The 19,284-nt window shown below is 35.2% G+C and carries 17 protein-coding genes and 2 pseudogenes; 16 read left to right on the forward strand and 3 right to left on the reverse strand.

Annotated features, from left to right (window positions below; all coding sequences use genetic code 11):
* Positions 1 to 138: 138 nt before the first annotated feature.
* Positions 139 to 3,087: a putative mucin/carbohydrate-binding domain-containing protein gene (locus CKV67_RS04130; protein WP_308220778.1), complete on the reverse strand. Its 2,949-nt coding sequence runs from the start codon at positions 3,085 to 3,087 to the stop codon at positions 139 to 141.
* 42 nt (positions 3,088 to 3,129) lie between these two features.
* Complete coding sequence (locus CKV67_RS04135) at positions 3,130 to 3,606, reverse strand: putative enhancing factor (viral) (RefSeq protein WP_014092298.1); 477 nt, start codon at positions 3,604 to 3,606, stop codon at positions 3,130 to 3,132.
* 392 nt (positions 3,607 to 3,998) lie between these two features.
* Between CKV67_RS04135 and CKV67_RS04140 the strand changes: the two genes are divergently transcribed.
* The 14 genes and pseudogenes from CKV67_RS04140 to CKV67_RS04210 all read left to right on the forward strand — a co-directional run bounded on the left by CKV67_RS04140 (position 3,999) and on the right by CKV67_RS04210 (position 16,542).
* A complete protein-coding gene (locus CKV67_RS04140; RefSeq protein ID WP_014092299.1) occupies positions 3,999 to 4,487 on the forward strand; it encodes a QueT transporter family protein in 489 nt (162 codons plus the stop codon).
* Positions 4,488 to 4,728: 241 nt separating this feature from the next.
* Positions 4,729 to 5,385, forward strand: a pseudogene (locus CKV67_RS04145) (amidohydrolase family protein); the annotation flags it as partial.
* 15 nt (positions 5,386 to 5,400) lie between these two features.
* Positions 5,401 to 5,712 (forward strand): DUF2316 family protein, encoded by a 312-nt coding sequence (locus CKV67_RS04150; RefSeq protein ID WP_014092300.1) that lies wholly within the window; start codon positions 5,401 to 5,403, stop codon positions 5,710 to 5,712.
* 998 nt (positions 5,713 to 6,710) lie between these two features.
* Positions 6,711 to 6,986: a hypothetical protein gene (locus CKV67_RS04155; RefSeq protein WP_014092301.1), complete on the forward strand. Its 276-nt coding sequence runs from the start codon at positions 6,711 to 6,713 to the stop codon at positions 6,984 to 6,986.
* Positions 6,961 to 7,443 (forward strand): hypothetical protein, encoded by a 483-nt coding sequence (locus CKV67_RS04160; protein ID WP_025279823.1) that lies wholly within the window; start codon positions 6,961 to 6,963, stop codon positions 7,441 to 7,443. Before CKV67_RS04155 ends, CKV67_RS04160 begins: the two co-directional genes overlap by 26 nt.
* A gap of 503 nt (positions 7,444 to 7,946) precedes the next feature.
* Positions 7,947 to 8,300 (forward strand): annotated as a pseudogene (locus CKV67_RS04170) (MFS transporter); the annotation flags it as partial.
* Between the two features lie 207 nt (positions 8,301 to 8,507).
* Complete coding sequence (locus tag CKV67_RS04175; protein ID WP_014092304.1) at positions 8,508 to 10,526, forward strand: BglG family transcription antiterminator; 2,019 nt, start codon at positions 8,508 to 8,510, stop codon at positions 10,524 to 10,526.
* 14 nt (positions 10,527 to 10,540) lie between these two features.
* On the forward strand, positions 10,541 to 10,870 hold the full coding sequence (locus tag CKV67_RS04180) for a PTS lactose/cellobiose transporter subunit IIA (protein ID WP_014092305.1): 330 nt from the start codon (positions 10,541 to 10,543) through the stop codon (positions 10,868 to 10,870).
* Positions 10,871 to 11,206 carry a PTS sugar transporter subunit IIB gene (locus CKV67_RS04185; RefSeq protein ID WP_014092306.1) on the forward strand — a complete coding sequence of 112 codons (336 nt, stop codon included), beginning with the start codon at positions 10,871 to 10,873 and terminating at the stop codon, positions 11,204 to 11,206.
* Between the two features lie 19 nt (positions 11,207 to 11,225).
* Positions 11,226 to 12,551, forward strand: a complete 1,326-nt coding sequence (locus CKV67_RS04190; RefSeq protein WP_014092307.1) for a PTS sugar transporter subunit IIC — start codon at positions 11,226 to 11,228, stop codon at positions 12,549 to 12,551.
* A 19-nt stretch (positions 12,552 to 12,570) separates the two neighbouring features.
* Positions 12,571 to 13,299 carry a glucosamine-6-phosphate deaminase gene (locus tag CKV67_RS04195; RefSeq protein WP_014092308.1) on the forward strand — a complete coding sequence of 243 codons (729 nt, stop codon included), beginning with the start codon at positions 12,571 to 12,573 and terminating at the stop codon, positions 13,297 to 13,299.
* Complete coding sequence (locus tag CKV67_RS04200; RefSeq protein ID WP_014092309.1) at positions 13,299 to 14,252, forward strand: aldo/keto reductase; 954 nt, start codon at positions 13,299 to 13,301, stop codon at positions 14,250 to 14,252. The genes CKV67_RS04195 and CKV67_RS04200 overlap by 1 nt, the downstream gene beginning before the upstream one ends.
* A gap of 15 nt (positions 14,253 to 14,267) precedes the next feature.
* Positions 14,268 to 15,035 (forward strand): sugar phosphate isomerase/epimerase family protein, encoded by a 768-nt coding sequence (locus CKV67_RS04205; RefSeq protein WP_025279825.1) that lies wholly within the window; start codon positions 14,268 to 14,270, stop codon positions 15,033 to 15,035.
* 121 nt (positions 15,036 to 15,156) lie between these two features.
* Positions 15,157 to 16,542, forward strand: a complete 1,386-nt coding sequence (locus CKV67_RS04210) for a collagen binding domain-containing protein (protein WP_025279826.1) — start codon at positions 15,157 to 15,159, stop codon at positions 16,540 to 16,542.
* A gap of 159 nt (positions 16,543 to 16,701) precedes the next feature.
* On the opposite strand, the gene CKV67_RS04215 is transcribed toward CKV67_RS04210, so the two are convergent.
* On the reverse strand, positions 16,702 to 17,178 hold the full coding sequence (locus CKV67_RS04215) for a hypothetical protein (RefSeq protein WP_025279827.1): 477 nt from the start codon (positions 17,176 to 17,178) through the stop codon (positions 16,702 to 16,704).
* Positions 17,179 to 17,324: 146 nt separating this feature from the next.
* Here CKV67_RS04215 and CKV67_RS04220 point away from each other — a divergent pair, with 146 nt between their 5' ends.
* Together CKV67_RS04220 and CKV67_RS04225 are read left to right on the forward strand one after the other, a co-directional pair.
* Positions 17,325 to 17,807 carry a PH domain-containing protein gene (locus tag CKV67_RS04220; protein ID WP_014092312.1) on the forward strand — a complete coding sequence of 161 codons (483 nt, stop codon included), beginning with the start codon at positions 17,325 to 17,327 and terminating at the stop codon, positions 17,805 to 17,807.
* Positions 17,800 to 19,272 (forward strand): PH domain-containing protein, encoded by a 1,473-nt coding sequence (locus CKV67_RS04225; protein WP_014092313.1) that lies wholly within the window; start codon positions 17,800 to 17,802, stop codon positions 19,270 to 19,272. Before CKV67_RS04220 ends, CKV67_RS04225 begins: the two co-directional genes overlap by 8 nt.
* Positions 19,273 to 19,284 lie beyond the last annotated feature (12 nt).

A 19,284-nucleotide genomic window follows, 5' to 3' on the forward strand; every position in this document is an offset into this window, starting at 1 on the left:
AGGGGGAATTAACAAGCATTTTAGCATTTAAAGCCTGTATATCAAATTAAAATTGGCTGGCATGAAAGCGGTGGTTACCGGATTCATGCCAGCCAAAAAGTTGCATTAATTAAAATGAACAATCGTATTTCTGTCTGTTTATTGTACGATTAAGCAATTTTCAGCTACGACGAATTCATTTTCAGCTTGCATTTTATAGGTTGCTTTCGTCTCGCTATCTGTTACGACAAATCGGTTCTTTGATGCTTCTCGGTGGTTAATTTTGATTTTATAACCCGTCTTAATTGGGATATCAGTTGATTCTGCTTTTAAAAGTACGTTTCCAATAAAGTTCTTTGTATAAACTATTTTTCCTTCTGCATCACTTATTTCTAGGCTTGCATAAGTATTGGAGAAGTAAGAATGTGGTGTTCTTGCTAGAACCTTTAATTGTAATAGATTCTTCTCTCTATCTAGATGCATTGTAGCAAAGTGATAGCTACTGATTCCCTTAAAGGCAAAATCAATATTTGAACCATATAGCTTCGTTTTTGTGGAACTATCAGGTATTGGAATGTCTGACAATGTCTTTTTATCTAATCCATTTTCATTAATTTGATATACATTTTGGGTTAATAGTTTGCTTTTTTCTCCTTTATCAACACTCATTAGCAATCGATCTTTTCCTTCAAGGTGATTCAAGATGATATAATATCCGGCTTCTAATTTAATGTTTTTCAAAACGGCTTCTGTATCTTTGTTTCCAATCATTTCATAATTATAAACTTCAATGCCATCTTGATCTCTCACTTGTAGAGATGCGTAGGATGCTTTATCCTCAAAATAGGGATGTGGGCTGTCAGTTTTTTTAGTAAAGGAAAATTGCATAGTTGGAATATCTATGGATAAATCAGCAAAATTGTAATCTCCTAGTCCAAGGAAATGGAAATCGAATTTTTTTCCAATAATATCAGCAAGGTGAGGTATAGGTATTTCTGTAGGCCTCATTTTTTCTAGACCGCTAGAAGTTACTAGATAAGTGACTTCTTGCTCTTTTTGGTAACCATTCTCACCTGTTTGTTCATTTGTTATGAAAAGGCGTTTATCTTGTGCGTCTTTGTGCATGATTGTGATGAAATTGCCAATCGCAATATTCACTCTGTCCACGGATGGAATAGCTGAATCACTTCCATTAAAATCTTTATTGAAAATTTCTTTACCTTTAGTGTCATTGATTTTGATATTGGCATAGGTGCCTTTAAAATATAAATTTGGTATCCCAGCTTTTTGTTCAATAATGGCATTTTTGGAGTCTAGATTGACACTGAGACTAGCAAATCTCCACTCATCAAGACCTCTTAATTGGAACTTGAATTGTTCGCCATCTAAGATATTTTGTTTAATTGCAAGTAAATCTGAATATTTCTTTTGGTACTCCAGTTTATCTGCTTCTGGTAAATAATCAATCCCTTTTCTTAGCTGTGTTTTGGAAAGGCTATACTCTGTATTTTTAAGCGCATTATTATTTTTAATATTTGTTGCGAAATTATCTAACTTTGCTTTGAAATGTATTAATGCATCTTGAGCATTAACACCTGTTGCAGCATTGGTAAGGCCATATTTAGTTACCGTAAATGTTTGCTCTGTAGCACGAGTATTGACTAATTTATTTGGAGAATTTGTAATGCTGAAACGACTTGGTTCTTTGTGCATAATTTTGATAGTATAACCTGGCTTAATGATTGTTTCTAATTTCTCAACTGTTGTAAGTTTACCGTTTGTTTCCTTTTTCAGTACGGATTGCCCTTGTTCATTGAGCACTTCAATAGAAGCATACTCATTTTTGAAATAAGCATGGGGCGATGTACTGGATACATTTAATTTCAGGTTCCCTTGTTCGATATCTACATTTGCAGTCATAAATAGGACATCTCCTAGTCCTTTAAACTGCAATTCCTGTAATCCGATGGTAGAGGTCTTCAACTCATTTAGCGTAATAACAGCATTTTTTGTTTGATCTGAGACGGATAAATAGTTAGATGTTACTTCATAGAAGCGACTAACTCCTGTGGGAACATCCAATGAGTAAATTCCTACGGGCATATTTTTTAATGTAATAGTTGGTGTTGTAATCTTGGTTTCTCGAACAATATCAGCACCATCTTTTATTTTTAGTGTTTTTCCCTTAATCTGTTCAAAATCATTAATTGCGAATTGAATATTTATTGTTTTTGTTAATTTATATTTATCCAATTGACTATTGCTTACTAAGCCCCATTTTGTGTCTAACTTGATATCATTTCTTGCTGTTTCCAGATTACTGTCAGAAAGTAGAGAGGCTAGAGGATAAACAGCCTTATTTCCGGAATATAAATTGTCTTCCTTTTGTTTAGGGGACATGGAACCTGCTACAAGCTCAATGAAAGGAGTAAAGTTATAGTGACTTGTTTCACCAAAGTATTTACTAATCAAGTCAAGTAGTAGGGGATTAGTATCTAATGTTCCTTCGTTTGCAGCGGCACGGTAAGCTTGGTTGAAATGTGTAAATGCTTCATTACCAGCTTTATCTTTCATCATTACAAGCATATATAGTTTATCTGCCAAATCCCAAGTTTTAATAGGTGCTTTTTTCGTATACACGTTTTTTTCGAATAGTCCTTCACGACTGGGAACATTTCCATAAAAGAGCCAACCTTTAGTATAATTGTCTCCAAGCATTTTTTGTTCCATTGTATTTGCATAAATATTGTTCCAAACTTCACCCGGACCAAATGTAGAATCATTCATAAAATTACCTTGATAGCCGTGTGCAATCTCATGTAGTCCACCCCAACCAGGTTTTAGCCAGAATTCAGCAACAGATGGACTTTTTTCTGCAGTGTAATCTCCCGAATAGTATGCTGAGCCACCACCACTCTTATCCGCTTTTGCAAAATAACGGTTGGGAATATTTTTATCCGTAGCTTTTTGCGGTGTGAAAGAGAGACCATTTAATTCATTATATGTTTCAAACATGGTGTCGTAATATGCTAGTAAAGCATCAATAGATTTAAAGTCATTCATTTTTTTTAAATAAGGCTCATCATTTACTGGAACTAAAATCTGGATATATTTATTGCTAACTAATCCAAATGCAGATTTAGTTTTATCTCACTTTTCGAAAAATTTCTTTTCATTATCTCCTTGCTTAAATACAGGTAAGTCTTTTGTATCAGTGCTTACCCTGTACTCAACTTTTGGCGCCTCTTTTGTAAAAGTTGTTCTTATAAATGGTACTGATTCGACGCTTGCCGTAATTTTTACCCATGAGCTACCTATTTTATAGGATTGCTCCGTTTTTTGATCATTATTTAATAATTCTAGTACAAGTTGGTCGGTGAAACTTGTGTTTGTTTGACGTATCTCAATCGTGGCATTTTTTGGAAGGACTACGCCTAAATCTTGACGGTCGTGATAAATTCCTTTGGATAACCCTGATTTCGTTAGCCATGTGGGATTTTCCAATACATTCATTTTTTTCTCGATTGTTGTTGCTGCCTCTGCTTTTAAATCATTCATAGTGAAAAAACCTATTAGTGCAACTAGAAAAATTAGTATAAAAGCCTTTTTAAACATGTTTTTCTGCATACTTTAACTCCCTCTTTCCATAATGTTATTATATATGACTATGCGCCTGTCTATCCACACGGTCATATTAAAATTAACATATTTAAAATAGTACAACTCATCTAATTTGCTAACTAAAAGGTTATTTTATGGCAAATTTGTGTATATTTATTCTGACTTACATCGTTACTCGAATCAAGTTAGTAAAAGGAGAGGAAAATTACTCTTTTCGAAGTTTAAATTGGCTACCATCTTCCAAGAGAAATGGGGGAGTGAGCAACTATTGAGTAATGTGGATTCGTATGGTCATTTACTTTAGATGCAATTTATGAGAAAATAATACGTTGGCAAATTTTACTGTCACACGTGGTTCATTCATACCATCCCACGTAAAAAAACTAGGAGGAAAAATAATGAAAATGAAAATATTAACGGTGAATGCCATTATCGCTACGCTTTATGTGGTTCTCGGCATGGTTGTTGCACCAATTGGTTTTATGGCATTACAATTTCGTTTGCCAGAAATTTTTAACCACCTGATTGTCTTTAATAAAAAGTATTTTTGGGGAATTATTCTTGGCGTGTTTATTACCAATTTGTTCTTTTCCGGGTTGGGTTGGATCGATTTGGTTTTCGGCGTAGCTCAATCTGCCATTTCACTTTTACTAATGATTGGAATTTCTAAATACGTAAAAGGAATTATCCCACGAATGATTATTAACACGATTCTTTTCTCCATAACAATGGCAATTATTGCTTGGGAATTAGTTATTGTTTTTGATTTACCATTCTTAATCACTTGGGCAACGACAGCTCTAAGTGAATTTATTGTAATGGGTATCGGAATTCCACTTATGTATCTATTAAATAAACGACTGAATTTCAAAAAAATGATTGATTAATAGATGAGAGTCTAAGTCTAGCTTAGGCTCTTTTATTTTGTTAAGAAGTGAAATGTTTCAGTAGCTAGTTCGAGTAAGTCGCTGTTTGTATAGTTGCTTTTGGTCTGACTGATTTCTAATCCAAAACTTAAGATTAATCTAGCCAAGTAATTAGGAATAAACTGATTATCTGAAAAAGTGATTTCTTTCAACAAACAAATTTGGAGTATCTCTCCCGAAACAATAGCTAAAAATTTCCTTTGGTTCACCCATAGAGGCAGCAAATGAATTAAAAAGAGCGGTGGAAGAGTTAGGGGTTAAAGGAGCACTTGTCAAAGGTACTTACAATAATAAATATTTAGACGATGCTTTTTTCTTTCCGATTTTTGAAATGGCTGAAAAATTAGATGTACCAATTTATTTTCATCCATCTTTTATTCCCGCAAATGTAACGGAACAATATTTCTCCAGTGATGCTTGGTCCGATGAAGTTACCGGGATATTTTCATCAGCAGGTTTTGGTTGGTACATGGATGTGGGTATTCAAGTAGTGCGGATGATTGTGTCCGGGATTTTCGACAAACTCCCAAATTTAAAAATCATTACGAGGCATTTAGGAGAAATGGTACCGGTGTTTTTAGAAAGAATGGATGATACGCTATCTCACTGGGCAAAGCTGGACCGAAAAATTTCTGATTATTATCGTACCAATATCTACGTGACGCCGAGTGGTTTATTATACAAAAATGAATGGAAATTTTTATTAAATGAACTAGAAGAAGATCATCTTATCTACGCGCTAGACTATCCTTTTGTGAAACCTGAAAATGCAGGAAATTTCTTAGATAGTTTGGATATAAGTGAAGAAACGAAAGCAAAAATTGCTCATAAAAACGCAGAAAAATTATTACATTTATAATAAGGTGGAATGGATATGTCATTAATAAAAGAACAAAAAATTGCGACCAAACAAGAACTCGCTGATAATCTCACTTTGACCGGATTAACTACTTCCGAAGTTGCGGCAGAGCTAAACACAAGTGAAGCAAAAATCGAACGAATCTTAAATTTAAAACAAAACTCTTTAAATGATGGCTGGATTTTTCGTAATTACCTGCTTAAAAAAGTGGCAGAAAAAGGCCTCACACCAGTTCCGTTTACAGCAATCGGCGGCGATTACCATGACTACTGGTTTTTAGACAGTAGAATTATAGAGACTGGAGTAATGAGTAAAGGTAATCGATAAAAAATAACCATCTTCTTAATCTAATACACTCCCTATAAAGTAGACACTAGTAAAATAAAAATTCTAGTTACTTTATGAGGAGTGTTTTTATCTGACAATTAATAAAACTAATTTTGAAAAAAGGCTATTTGTTGTACAAGAGATTCTTGGAAAGAGAAAATCAAGAAATTTGGTTTCTAAAGAAGTAAATAAACCAAGTTCTACAATAAGATATTGGGTGCAAAAATAGCAGCATATTGGAGCAGAGGAAGGAAAGTTTCATTCAGATATTTTAACAAAAGAAACAACCCTTCAATCCATAGAAAGGGTATTTATTGAGTTGGAACCACAAGAACGTGATGTATTTATAAATGCACTTAGTAGAATTACTGATTAGCATGTATATATTTAATTTCATCTTAAATTGTTTTGGATTGTAAGGTTCCCTTCTAGCAGCGATTTCCATAAATTCTAATCTGTTAAGGAATGTAATCTTCTTCATAGGCTATTCTAAGATTTGTAGTTTTTGAGCGAATAATTATTCAATAACATACAGTGGGAAAGGTATAATAAATGATTTTTTAATGGAAGTGCTATCATTTCGTGGCCGTATATGAATATTTTGTGACATATGTACAAGTCATTGTATAAAAATATGTATATAAACACAAAATGTGAACATTTCATAAATTATTTTTCGCAAAATAGTCAAAACATGTTGAAAAAATGGTGGTTTCAGACAAAAACAGTCATTCATGACAAGAATCGGACATTTCATTACATTTTTGGTTATACATTAACTTATCGTGTTACGATTAAGCTAGACTACTAGGAAGGAGGAAAAAGATGAAAAAAGGAATTTTTTACGCTATTTTTATTCTTCTAGTAATAATAGCAAGTACATTATTTGCTCTCAACATCATTTCGAGTGTGGGATGGATGGTTAGTGTTTTTTGTTTGGTTATAGTCGCTATTGTATTTACGAGCATGACAAAAAAACGAACATAATGGAGGGGAAAATGAATGAACTTTTTACGGGAATTATTGTAGCTACAATTTTAACGGCAACCAGTTTACCAATGGCCGCTGAAGCAAGTACGGAAAGTGATAATAAAGTTATATATACAGACTCTGAAGTAGTAGTTACACAAAATGATACGAAATCATTTGTAGTTAAAGATAAAAAAACTAAAGAAAATATTGAATATGAAATTGATCAAAAAAATAAAACAGCTGAAGTCATTGAAGAAGATGGACAAGTTACAGAAGTTGAATTTAAACAAAAAAAAGGATGACATTATTGTTACAGATATTATAGCAGACGGTGAAAAAATTGGAACAATTACTGTTGCAGAAGAAGCTAAAACAGGCCCTAATTTGTTAAAAGCATCATCTAGCAGTTCAATGAAACTTGTAGCAACTAGAAAAATAACTTCGCTTATGAATAATGTTAATAAACTCACTGGAGGTATGGTGTTAATTGCATTAGGATTTGTACCTATCGTTAACTATGCAGCAGCATTTACTGCTTATGGATTAGTTCATGAATTTAAAGAAGAAAAAGCTTATATTACAATAAAACAATATGCTAATAAATGGCAGTATAGGGATGATTTATATATCTATAAAGATAGTAAAAGAACTAAACTGTTGAAAAAAACAAACAGGAATAGCGAAAAGACATTTTTCCTAATTTCCTATGATAATATGTTAACAAATAGTAAAAATTTAACCTTTCCATCTAAAAAATGATAAAAAAGACGCATTGCGAATAAGAACATATGTTTGTATAATCGTTATACAAATATATGTTCTTATTATTTTTGGAGGTTTTAGCCATAGAAACGATGTTAATTGGGAAAAAGTACTATGAAAGAGTCACTCAACCTATTGTTACAACTGAGTGTTGGGAGCAATATCTAAAGTTAATTCATGACTCCATAGATAATGATTATTCTCTACGGTTTACTACCTATGCTGGTGGCTACGAGCATCATGTTTCAGGCAAATGTTATTTATTTAATGAGTCGCTGAAGACTATTTTAGTCAATGGAATTATTGTGCGAGATACCGAAATAATCTCGATTGAAAGGTTGTGATTTTCATCAATATAACGATGTGTTCCTAAATTTAATGGTCTAACTCCAATAGAATTCAGAGAAAAAACTGTATAAAAAGCTCCTAGAAAGTAAGGCGCTTAAGCTTGATTGCATTTCCCGCGGCTACTTGATAGGGAGTGGTCCAAATGACTAGGGAAGGCGCTTTTTATTATGTTTAGTTTACAGGGTGTTACTTTACTGTTACTCCAATTTACTTTGACAAATTCTATTTTAGGATTAATAACAATCATGCTCATGGGATTTTTTGCCTTTATGAGTGTGTCCGGTTTGCAGTTATCTGTGGTGGAATTAGCGGAACGTTATTTACCCGAGACGGTGAGTATGGCCTCAGCTCTGAATATTTCTGCTTTCAATATTGGTATTGCACTAGGAGCCGTTATAGGTAGTTTTGTGACCGAATATATTGGTTTAAGTTACACACCGATAGTTGGATTTTCAATGGTATTAATCGGTATTATTTTAACTTTCTATATAAAAAATGATAAATAGTTCAGTTAATAGGCCTTTTATAGTGAATATAAAGGGCTTTTTTTGTGTTTTCAGTAAGTCCGACCTATTCCGATGTGATTTTTTTCCAGTTATAGTAAAATGGATAGTTTTTTTGTCGAAAGCTATCTGACAAAAATAGCTATATAGCTTATTGTAAGCCTTATCATAAAAATGATAAATTTAGTGCAGAAAGAGGAGTGATACCTGATGAAATTAAATCAACAGTGTATTCAAATTTTAGACTTTCTTATGGAGCAAGAAGACTTTAAAAATATTGGTTATATTTCAAGTACGCTTGGCTATTCGGAACGTAGTGTTCGTTATAGCTTGGAAAAAATTGATGTTTTTCTAAGCGAGCAAACATTACCCGCGCTCGTCAGGCACACGAGGAAAGGGGTGCTACTTCCGGAAAAGAATATTATCAGCCCGGTGGTAAATAAATTTAAGCAACAAATTACACCAAAAAAATACCGTTACAGCCAAGAGGAAGTACAGCAATTTTTATTACTTAAGTTGCTTTTAAGTGAAGAAGTGCTCCCAGTTACTTATTTTGAAGAAGTACTGTTTATTTCGCGGTCATCGGTGTTAAACCATCTACGTGCAATCGAAGGCGAACTTTTTTTAAATAATTTAGATTTATCCCATCAGCCTAGGCACGGTTTTCTAGTGACTGGGAACTTGATAACCAAATCGTCTTTGTTTGCCAGAAGCTTTCTACGTTTTATTAATATTCGCGAATTCTATCAGTTTTTAGATTCGGAAAATAGCTTGTCGAAAAAAGGGGAGTTATTTTTTTATAATCTTTTTGAGTTAGAAATTTTGCAGGAAGTAAATTTAGAAGCACATTCGGTTGAGGAAAATGCAAGTCGAGCAATGGATGAACAGCTATATTTAACACTGATTGCGATTTTACTGAAGCAACATGAAGCGAAAGCGGATTTTCAGTTTCAAACTAGTTTCGTCGTGACCGATGAACTTGATCAAGCACTAGAAACGATTATTGGCTCGCTTAAACAATATCAATATGGCCAGGAAGATGAAGCGGTTATTGATGCGTTTGTAACAGGGATATGCGAACAAATGGGTGAAATTTATCAAGTGGATTTTATAGATGGAGAGACAGACTTTTTTGCTCAGATTAAAGCGCATATTAAATTAATGATTAGACGAGTTCGAGCAGGAGTAAGTATTGAAAATCCAATTTTTAATGAGTTTATGCGTGACAATAGCGAAATATTTATGCGCGTCAAAGAAAGTCTAGAGGCATTAAAACCATTATTACCCATTTCAGTAAGTTCACAGGAAATTTCATTTTTAGCGATTTACTTTGCTTCTGAAGTACAGCGAAACAGGCAAACGGAAGATCTGAAACCAAATTTGCTGATTATCTGCCCAGAAGGTGTAGCAGTCTCGAAAATGATTGCGATTCAATTAAAGAAAATGTTTGAATTCGAGTCAATCCAAACCATTGGTCTGCGCAAATTCAAACGAGAAATGATGCAAAAATTTGATTTTGTGATTAGTACGGTGGATTTACCTGACATGCATGATTCCAACGTATTACGGATTCATAGCTATCTACAAAAAGAAGATATGGAACTTTTGCAAAAACATTTACGAATGAAACTTGTGAAAGATGATAAACAGATTATTAATAAGTTCAGTAAAATCCTCGCTATCATTGGGGAAAATACGCAAATAAATAATTTGAGTAAATTAGAATTTGATTTATTGGAAGCGCTTATATCTGATGAAGGAGAAGCGCCTAAAAAAGTTATTCCACCATTTTATTTTACCGAACGAGCAATCGAACTAGAAAACTATTGCCCTACTTGGCGCCAAGCAATTAAAATCGGAACGAAATGTCTAGAAGATTTACAAGTAGTGGAACCAAGCTATCATGAAAAAATTATGGAGAATTTAAAAATGTATGGGCCATATATGGTGATTGCGCCGGGTGTGGTCATTGCCCATGCAGGTGCTAGTGATGGCGTTTTAATGGACGGGCTTGGTGTGACAGTCATTGAAGATGGTATTTTATTTTATGATAGGTACGAGGAGCCGGTGCACGTTATTTTCACACTGGCTTTAAAAACAAAAGAAGCACATTTGCTGGTGGAACAATTGATGAAACTAGCATTAGATGAAGAAAGAATTAAAAAAATTAGAATGGCTAGCTCAAAGCGTGATATTTATCATTACGTTAAATCAGCTATCTTGGAATGAAAGAGGGTTTTATTATGGACATAGAAAAAATATCGTTTTCATTAATTTCACTAGCGGGAGATTCGTTTTCCAAATTAATCGAAGCACTTCAAGCGGCAAAAGAATCTGATACAGCTCGCGTGGAGTTACTACTAAAAGAAGCAGATGAGTTAATGATTCAAGCTCACAAAGAACAAACAGAAATGTTAATCCAAGAGACTCGAGGCGAAAAAGCTAGCTATTCCGTATTACTTGTTCATGCCCAAGACACATTAATGAATACTATTTTAGCTTCGACCTTAATTCGCGAAATGATTGAAATGTACCAAGAAATCAAAGCAATAAAAATGGAGGGGGAAAAGTAAATGGAAATGGATCAATTACATGTGCTTTTAGTGTGTAACTTAGGAGCATCTACAGGAGTTATGGTCACCAAAATGAAAGAGGTCGCACAAAATAGCGAGAAACTGAAAAATACGGACGTTAAAATCGAAGCTCATCCAGCAGGAGAACTTCGTGAATATATTGAAGCATTTGATGTTATTTTAGTTGGTCCGCAAATCAAGCACCAATTAAAACACTTAAGTGAGATTGCAGCTGAATTTGATAAACCCATCCAAGTCATTGACACAAAGGATTACGGAACAGTCAACGGTGCAAATATTTTAAAAGATGCGATTATCCTTAAAATGAATAAATAAAAAAGTGGAGGGAAACAACATGTCGAGTAAAAACAAACAATCTTTTATGAATCGTTTTATCGCTTTTATGGAGAAGTATTTTGAACCTGTCGCTGCGAGAATTGAAAAGCAACGCCATATTTCTTCCATTAAAAATGGGATGATTGCTCTCATTTCCGTGTTGATTATTGGCTCATTTTCACTGATTATTTCGGCTATAGGAAATATGTTTCCAGCAGGTTCTGGTGTAAAAGAATTCTTCATTCAAAATGCCGCAGCGCTTAATTTGCCTTTCCAGTTTACATTTGGACTATTATCGATTTATGCAGCAATCACTATTTCTTACAGCCATGCTAAGCAAATGAAAGTTCCAGTACTTCATAGCGTCATGGCGGCTGTTATGGTAACACTTATTTTGAATACGAAAATGGTCGATGGCGTTCTAAATACAGAATTTTTAGATTCTAGAGGTTTATTTATCGCTATCTTTGGGGCTTTAATTTCGGTAGAACTGATTGGTTTGTTCATTAGAAAAAATATCACTATCCGGATTAAAGGTTTGCCAGCAGGAATCGCGACTACTTTTGAGGCAATCATTCCACTTGTGGTGTTGTTATTTGGTGCAGTTGGTTTAAGTATTTTGATGCAAAGTGTCACCAGCGGGCAAATTATTCCAGAAGCCTTTACGACAATGCTTGCTCCGGCAATTAATAGTATTGATACCCCTTATGCTGTATTCTTAATTTGCTTCTTAGAAATGCTATTTTGGTTTATTGGTTTAAATGGTTATGCGATTTTGATTGGTTTTGTACTTCCTTTTATGACACAATATTTAGGAGCGAATGCAGCAGCTTATGCAGCAGGAGAGCCAATTCCTCACGTTTTCGCGCCAAACTTTTGGGATTACTTTATGGGATTTTCTGGTTCAGGTATTACGGGCGCACTCGTTATTCTTGCCCTATTTAGTAAATCCAAAGAGTTAAAGGCTGTCGGCAAGGTATCTGTTGTACCAGCTATTTTCACGATTTCTGAGCCAGTTGTTTTCGGATTACCAATCTGTTTTAATCCGTATTTGTTTATTCCGTTTGTACTTGGAACACCAATTTTAGCAGTGGGTCAATGGTTTGTGTTTCACTTTGGCTGGGTTCGGCCCCCAATTGCGAACGTCGGCGGGACACCGATTCCACTAGCTCAATACTTAGCAACAATGGACTGGCGAGCAATCGTCTTAATCATCTTTGTTCTAGCAGCAGCGGTCTGCATGTATTATCCATTCTTCAAAATGTATGAGAAAAGTTTAATTAAAGAAGAGGCAGTTGTATCTGACCGTGAAGCAGCACACGCGGCTCTGGACTTAGATTTCTAATAGAGAAAGGTTGATAAAAATGAAAGTAGTTATAAAAGAAAGTCCTCAAGTAGTAGCTGAAACAATAAGTAAAAAGATTATTGAATTAGTAAATGAAAAGCCAACAAGCTTAGTTTGTATTGCTGGTGGAGATACACCGTTATTAACGATAGAAGCATTAGTAAAAGCGAATCAAGCAGGGGAAGTAGATTTTAGTAAGACGCAATTTGTTGGTTTAGATGAATGGGTCGGACTTGGTAGAGAAACAAAAGGAAGTTGTATCCAGACTTTATATGATGCTTTTTTTGACCGTTTAAAGGATGTCACAAGTGAGCAGATTTGCTTTTTTGACGGGAAAGCCGCTGATTTAGAAACAGAATGTTCTCGTGTAGACACATTTATTGATGATCGTGGTGGGATGGATTTTATCTTGCTAGGAATCGGTCTTAACGGACATATTGGTTTTAACGAACCATTTGTACCTGTCGATGTCAATTGTCATATAGTGGAATTAGATGATGTGACTAAACGTGTCATGAGTAAATACTTCGAGACAGATTTACCTTTAACTCACGGAATGTCACTTGGAATGAAACAGATTTTAGCAGCAAAAGAAATTTATTTAGTCGCTACTGGTGAGAAAAAAGCCGCAATTGTTCAACAGGTTGTCGAAACTGAGCCAACTGTGGAAATTCCAGCAACTTTAGCCAAACAAACTACTTCTACACTAGTAGTAGATAAATTGGCAGCAAGTGGGTGTGAAATCTAATGGAAAAAATTATCGTGCAAGGAAGAAAAAATGGTCAAAAAGTCGATATTGAATGTTCTAATTTAGTCATGGGTGCAGGGGATTTTTTACGAGTGGATAATATGGATTTCGCAGGTGCTGTTCTCGATCAATATTTTGCACTCGGTGGAAATATTTTTGATACTGCTCGCCATTATCGTCATAGTGAAAAAGCCATTGGAGCTTGGATGGAGACGCGTGGTAATCGAGAAAGTATTGTCATCCAAACAAAAGGTGGGCACCCAGTCCGAGAAGCAAGTGATGTACCTCGTGTAACGCCAGAAGCGATTTATGAAGATATTTCAGTGAGTTTGGAGATGCTTCAAACGGATCATGTAGAGTTATTTGCGCTACATCGAGATAATCCTACTGTTGAAGTGGGACCGATTATGGAAGCATTACACAAAGAAGTGGAAAATGGTCGTGTATATGCGATTGGACTTTCTAATTGGGAGTTGCCGCGAATTATCGAAGCAAATGATTACGCCATGACTCACGGATTGACTCCACTTAGTTTTAATAGCCCTAATTTTAGTTTGGCAAAAGTAAACCGACCACGCTGGGAAAATTGTGTTTCCGCAAGTGAAGAGATGGTGCGCTGGCATGAACAAACGAATTTACCACTTTTTTCTTGGTCTTCACAGGCTGGCGGTTTCTTTTCTGGCAGATTTTCAGAACAAGATCAATCAGATACCGAAATGGTGGAAGTTTACTATAGCGAAGCCAACTGGGAACGTTACAAACGTGCCAAAGAGCTAGCTCAGAAAAAAGGATGTACTGCCATTCAAGTTTCGCTTGCCTACGTGTTAAGTCAATCTTTCCCAACGGCAGCGGTAATCGGCCCTGAAAATCAAGTGGAACTAAAATCTTCTGTAGCAGCGGCGAGCATTCAACTGACCCGAGAAGAAGTAGCATGGCTTGATTTAAAAGCATAGGAAAGGCGGGATGATATGGATATTAAAGAAAAAATAGCGGTCCAACTTTATTCAGTACGGAAAGAAATGGAACGAGATTTAGAAGGTACATTCAAAAAAATTCATGAAATTGGGTTTCGTTATGTGCAACTCGATGGTATGCGAGGAAATAATCCTGCCGAAGTTTTACGTTTGCTTAGTAAATATGAGTTAAAGGTCATTGGTATGCATATAAAGCATGACCGTTTTATGACAGACTTAGATGGTATCATTCAAGAAGCCTATTACTTTGGCTGTAAAACCATTTTTGATAAGTATATCGAGGAGGAAGATCAAACGCTTGCTGGTTATAAAGCAACAAAAGAAGTGCTAATTAGGGCTGTTCAGCGATTAAATGCACTTGGTTTTCGAGTTGGCTTGCATAACCCAGAATATGATTTTAATGCGTTAATTGCTGGCCGAAGAGTGATGGATTTCATTACAGACCCAGTAAATGGTATATGTATTTATGCAGAACCAGATACATACTGGATTAGAGCGGCTGGACATGATGAAGGAGAGTTTATCAAGCGATACAGTGGACGAGCGCCAATTGTCCATATGAAAGACTTTGTCAGCGGTTTTGCATTAGAAGACATGGACAATAACTTAGTGGAAATTGGTCAAGGTGAGGTAGATTTTCGTGCAATAATTGACTGGGGCGAAGCGAATGGAGTCGAGTATTACTGCATCGAGCAAGATCGGTCGAAAAGAGATATGTTTGATACATTAAAATCCAGTTACAGTTATTTGTTGAATTTATAAAGTAGAAAGGCGTCAGAAAAAATTTCTGATGTCTTTTTTATGCACTAAAATAGCGATCAAGTTTACAAGCAGACTGATTTGGGAACTATAAAGATAGATGTTTTAAGGGGGAATGAAACAAATGAATAAGAAGTGGTTGATTTTTGCACTTGTTTTTTTATTAGCTACGATATTTTTTGTACCAAAAGCTGAAGCGGGAACAGATTATGGGAGTAATTTCTTTACTAAAGTCGCGCTGCAAAATCAAAACGGGGAAGACACAACCAACTTCAAAGAAAATAGTAGAGTAAGAGTTGCCTATGATTTTGTTATTACGCAGCCAGTGGTGAGTGGTGAAACAATGACGTTAACTATTCCAGCACAACTAAAATTAATTAATTTTGGTGGTTTTCCAGTGAATGACGCAGAAGGAAATACGATAGCCAATGCGACAGTGGATCCGACTACAGGAACGATAACTTTAACCTTTACAGACTATGTTAATACCCATACAGATTTAAGCGGTAGTTTATACTATAACGCTACGTTTAATAGCAAAAATATTCAAACAGATCAAGTTAATCCGATTTTATTTCCGATAAAAAATACCACACAAGTTTGGAATACGTATATTAGTAAAGTATCAACTGGCGGTGGAACAGGTTCGCCAACCGTGGTTTTTAAACAAGGGCGAATGGACGACAAAGATCCGACTATTTTGCACTGGACAGTTACTTTAAATAATGCACTTTTACCAATTGAAAATGCCATTTATACAGATACACTTGGTTCTGGCCAAACTTTGCTCGGTAAAGCGACAGTAAAATATCGTGATGTAAATAAAAAGGTTGTCTCCGAGTCAGAGAAAAAAGTTTCACTAGATAATAATCGTAATTTCAAGTTAACGATTGGAACACTAACTAATCAATCTGTCGTCATTAGCTATGATACCCAAATTACGAGTAAACAAAAAAGTTACACGAATAAAGCGACGATTGCAGGGGATGATTTTGATGCAGTTTCGAGAAATGCAAGTGTGATTGACTACGGAAATGGAGGTCAAGGAGCTGGAACGCCCCCGCCCCCAGTGAAAGAAGAACCACCCTTTATTCCAGCAGAAAAACAGCCCATTGAAAAAGTGGTTGAAACAGATTTTGGCCCACTAGAAATAGTAAAAGATTCTGATGGAAATGGCAAAATCAAAGTTATTTACAAAGTGAAAAGTGGTGATACTTTTCCTGGAGTTGCCAAAAAATTCGATGTGACTGTTGCAGATATTAAAGATTGGAATAAGCTTACGTCAGATAATTTACAAACGGGACAAAAATTGCAATTGACTATTGAAAAAAAATTACTTAATAGTATTACTATACCAGCAACACCCAATGTAACTAGTACGACTAAAGTTGGGAGTGTCATTGAAACGGCAGGAACATTGCCGCATACTGGTGACACGAATCCTTTGTTAGCATTCTTAGCTGGTTTAAGTCTAGTTTTCTTTGGATTTATATTTTTACGCAAAAGCTAAAAAGAGGAGACTGGGACATAACTAAAACTTGGTAATAAAAATAGGAAAATAGAAAAGCAGAAATCATTGTATAGAGCCATTTCGGGAAAATGGAATAGACATGATTTCTGTTTGTTTTTCATTTTAGAGACTCTTTTGTCTCAGCCTCCTCTTTTCATTTTATAAAAGCTGGCCTTTTTTTCGATGGATAAAATTTTCATTGGTAGATTTATGATGAAATGATTTAGAGTCTTTCTTGGGCTTTTCTGGAAGATTTATGGTGATTGTTTTGCTTTTAATCTGTTGATTAGCTGATTTTGTTGTAATAGTAATTAAATTATTTCCAGGCTTTAAATGTGCAATCGTGAATTGATGATAAGTAGAGGAGCCAGTCACTTTTTTAGTTTGATTATTTATAACAACAGAAATCGTTGCATTTTCTTCGGTCTCAAACATTAATTCTGCACGATCATTCATAATTTCAATATGAGGGTTATCGAGAGAATAAGTCAAAAATAATTCCATCAATTCAGTGGAAGTTTGTGTTGTATAGGTTACACCGGTTGTTGCCTTATGCGCCTGTGCAATTTCCGGAAGCCAGTTTAGTGTCACCAATAAAAGCCCGATTATAAGTATGATTTGCCACTTTTTCCTCATTATTCTCACCCCTTCTGTAATAGTATAAAAAATAAATATGAATAAAGTATGAATAAAGCTCGCTAAATTATTCGATTTAATTACACAGAAGCTCTTCCCATTTAATCATTATTAACGTAAGATAAAAAGAAAAAAGGAGTAGAGCGATGGAACTTGAAAATTTAGAAAAAAAACTACCAGAAAAAATTAAAACTGTCTGGCGGCAAACGGAAGGGATAGCTGTTTTTGCTTTTCTTCTTTGTTCTGTCGTAGCAGCCGTGATTTTTTATTATACGGAAATATCACTATGGTGGAGCTTGATTGGGTTTGGTTTTACTTGTTTATATGCAGTGTTCGTTTACGGCTTTATTATTCCGTTTCGTTTTGCGAGGTGGAGTTATCAAATCAAACCAGATGAAATGGAAATTCAACATGGTATCATTTTTAGAAGTCGAGTATTAATTCCGATGGTTCGTATTCAGTACGTAGAAACAGGGCAAGGTCCATTACTTAGACGACAAAAGCTTGTTTCATTATCTATCACGACAGCTGCCAAAACACATGTCATTGAAGCGATAAATGAATCAGAATCGGATGAGCTAAGACATCATATTTTGGAACTTGTGAAGGTGGCGAAAGAAGATGTTTGAAGAAAGACGTCTACACCCAATCGCGCTAATGAAGGAAATAATTACGAACGTTAGACGAAATATTGTCCCAATTATTGTGGCACTATTTTCTGTTTTTAGAGGGATTGAAAGTAGCGGTTATTTACCAAGTTGGGCAATTTATGTCATTGTAGTTCTGGTTATTTTGCTTATTTTAACGCCTGCTGTGTTGAAATACATTACTTATAAATATATATTAGAAGATCAGGGAATCCGAATAAAATATGGCTTGATTTTCAGAAAGAATACATACATTCCATACGAGCGCATCCAAACAGTACAAAAGAAACAATGGTTTTTCTTTATCCCCTTTGATGTTTGCCAAATACTCATCGAAACTGCTGGCGGTAATGGAAAAGCAGAAGCCGATTTAGTAGCTGTCCCAGTGGGGGTGGTGGATGAATTAAAAGATTTACGTGATGGAAAAAAACAAGCAATAAAAGAAGAACATGTGACAGACGAAGAACAACCCGTAGAAGTTCCAGAAAAGACGGTCATGCTCCAAACAAAGCAATTAATTTTAATGGCGGTAACTTCTGGTGGGGTATTCGGAACACTTTTAATTGTGTTAGCTTTTATGCAACAATTTCGCGAAGTTATTCCAACTGATTGGATGGAATCACAAGCCGAAGAACTCTGGAAAATGGGCATTATTGTGATGATTGTTTTAATTGTCTTGATTTTGCTCGTTTTGTGGGGAATATCGATTGTAACGACACTTTTCAAATATTTCCAATTCAAACTCATGAAGTTTTCCGATTCGCTTGTTGTCGAAAAAGGACTGTTAGAACGAAATCATACAACCGTATCACTTGCTCGTATCCAAGGAATTATTATTGTTGAATCACCACTTCGACAAATACTTGGACTGGTTGCTGTGAAAGTGATTACTGCTGGGAATTCTGGTGATGAAAAGCAATCAGGTGATATTCTACTTTTACCAATCATGAAAAAAGAACAGGCCTTCCAAACTTTGAAAGAAATGCTACCTAATTATTTATTTGACTTGGAAAAAATGGAACGGGCTCCAAAAGAAAGTTTGCGCAGATTTTTACAGATTTATTTAGTATGGACAGTAATTCCAGCTGCGATTGCGAGCATTTTATTTTTTCCACTTGGTCTTATTAGTTTACTGTTACCAATTTTAGCAGGAATTAAGGCTACCGCGAGTTACCGTGCTACAGGTGTATCCTCAGATAAACATACCTTAATCATCCAAGCGCGCCCAGTTATTTCCAAATTAACCTATGTGATGCGGAAAGAACGAATCCAAAGCTTAAGCTTAAGACAGAGCATCTGGATGGAAAAAGGAAGAACGCGCCACTTAAATGTTTGGCTAAAATCAGGAAGCACAAGTGCGGAAGCCTATGTTCGCTATCTAAACAAGGACCAAGCTATCCAAATTTATGAATGGTATAGTCCCTCAAAGACAATAAATGAATCATAATAAGAACATCCT

It is taken from the genome of Listeria ivanovii subsp. ivanovii (genome assembly GCF_900187025.1).
GTDB classification, from domain to species: domain Bacteria; phylum Bacillota; class Bacilli; order Lactobacillales; family Listeriaceae; genus Listeria; species Listeria ivanovii.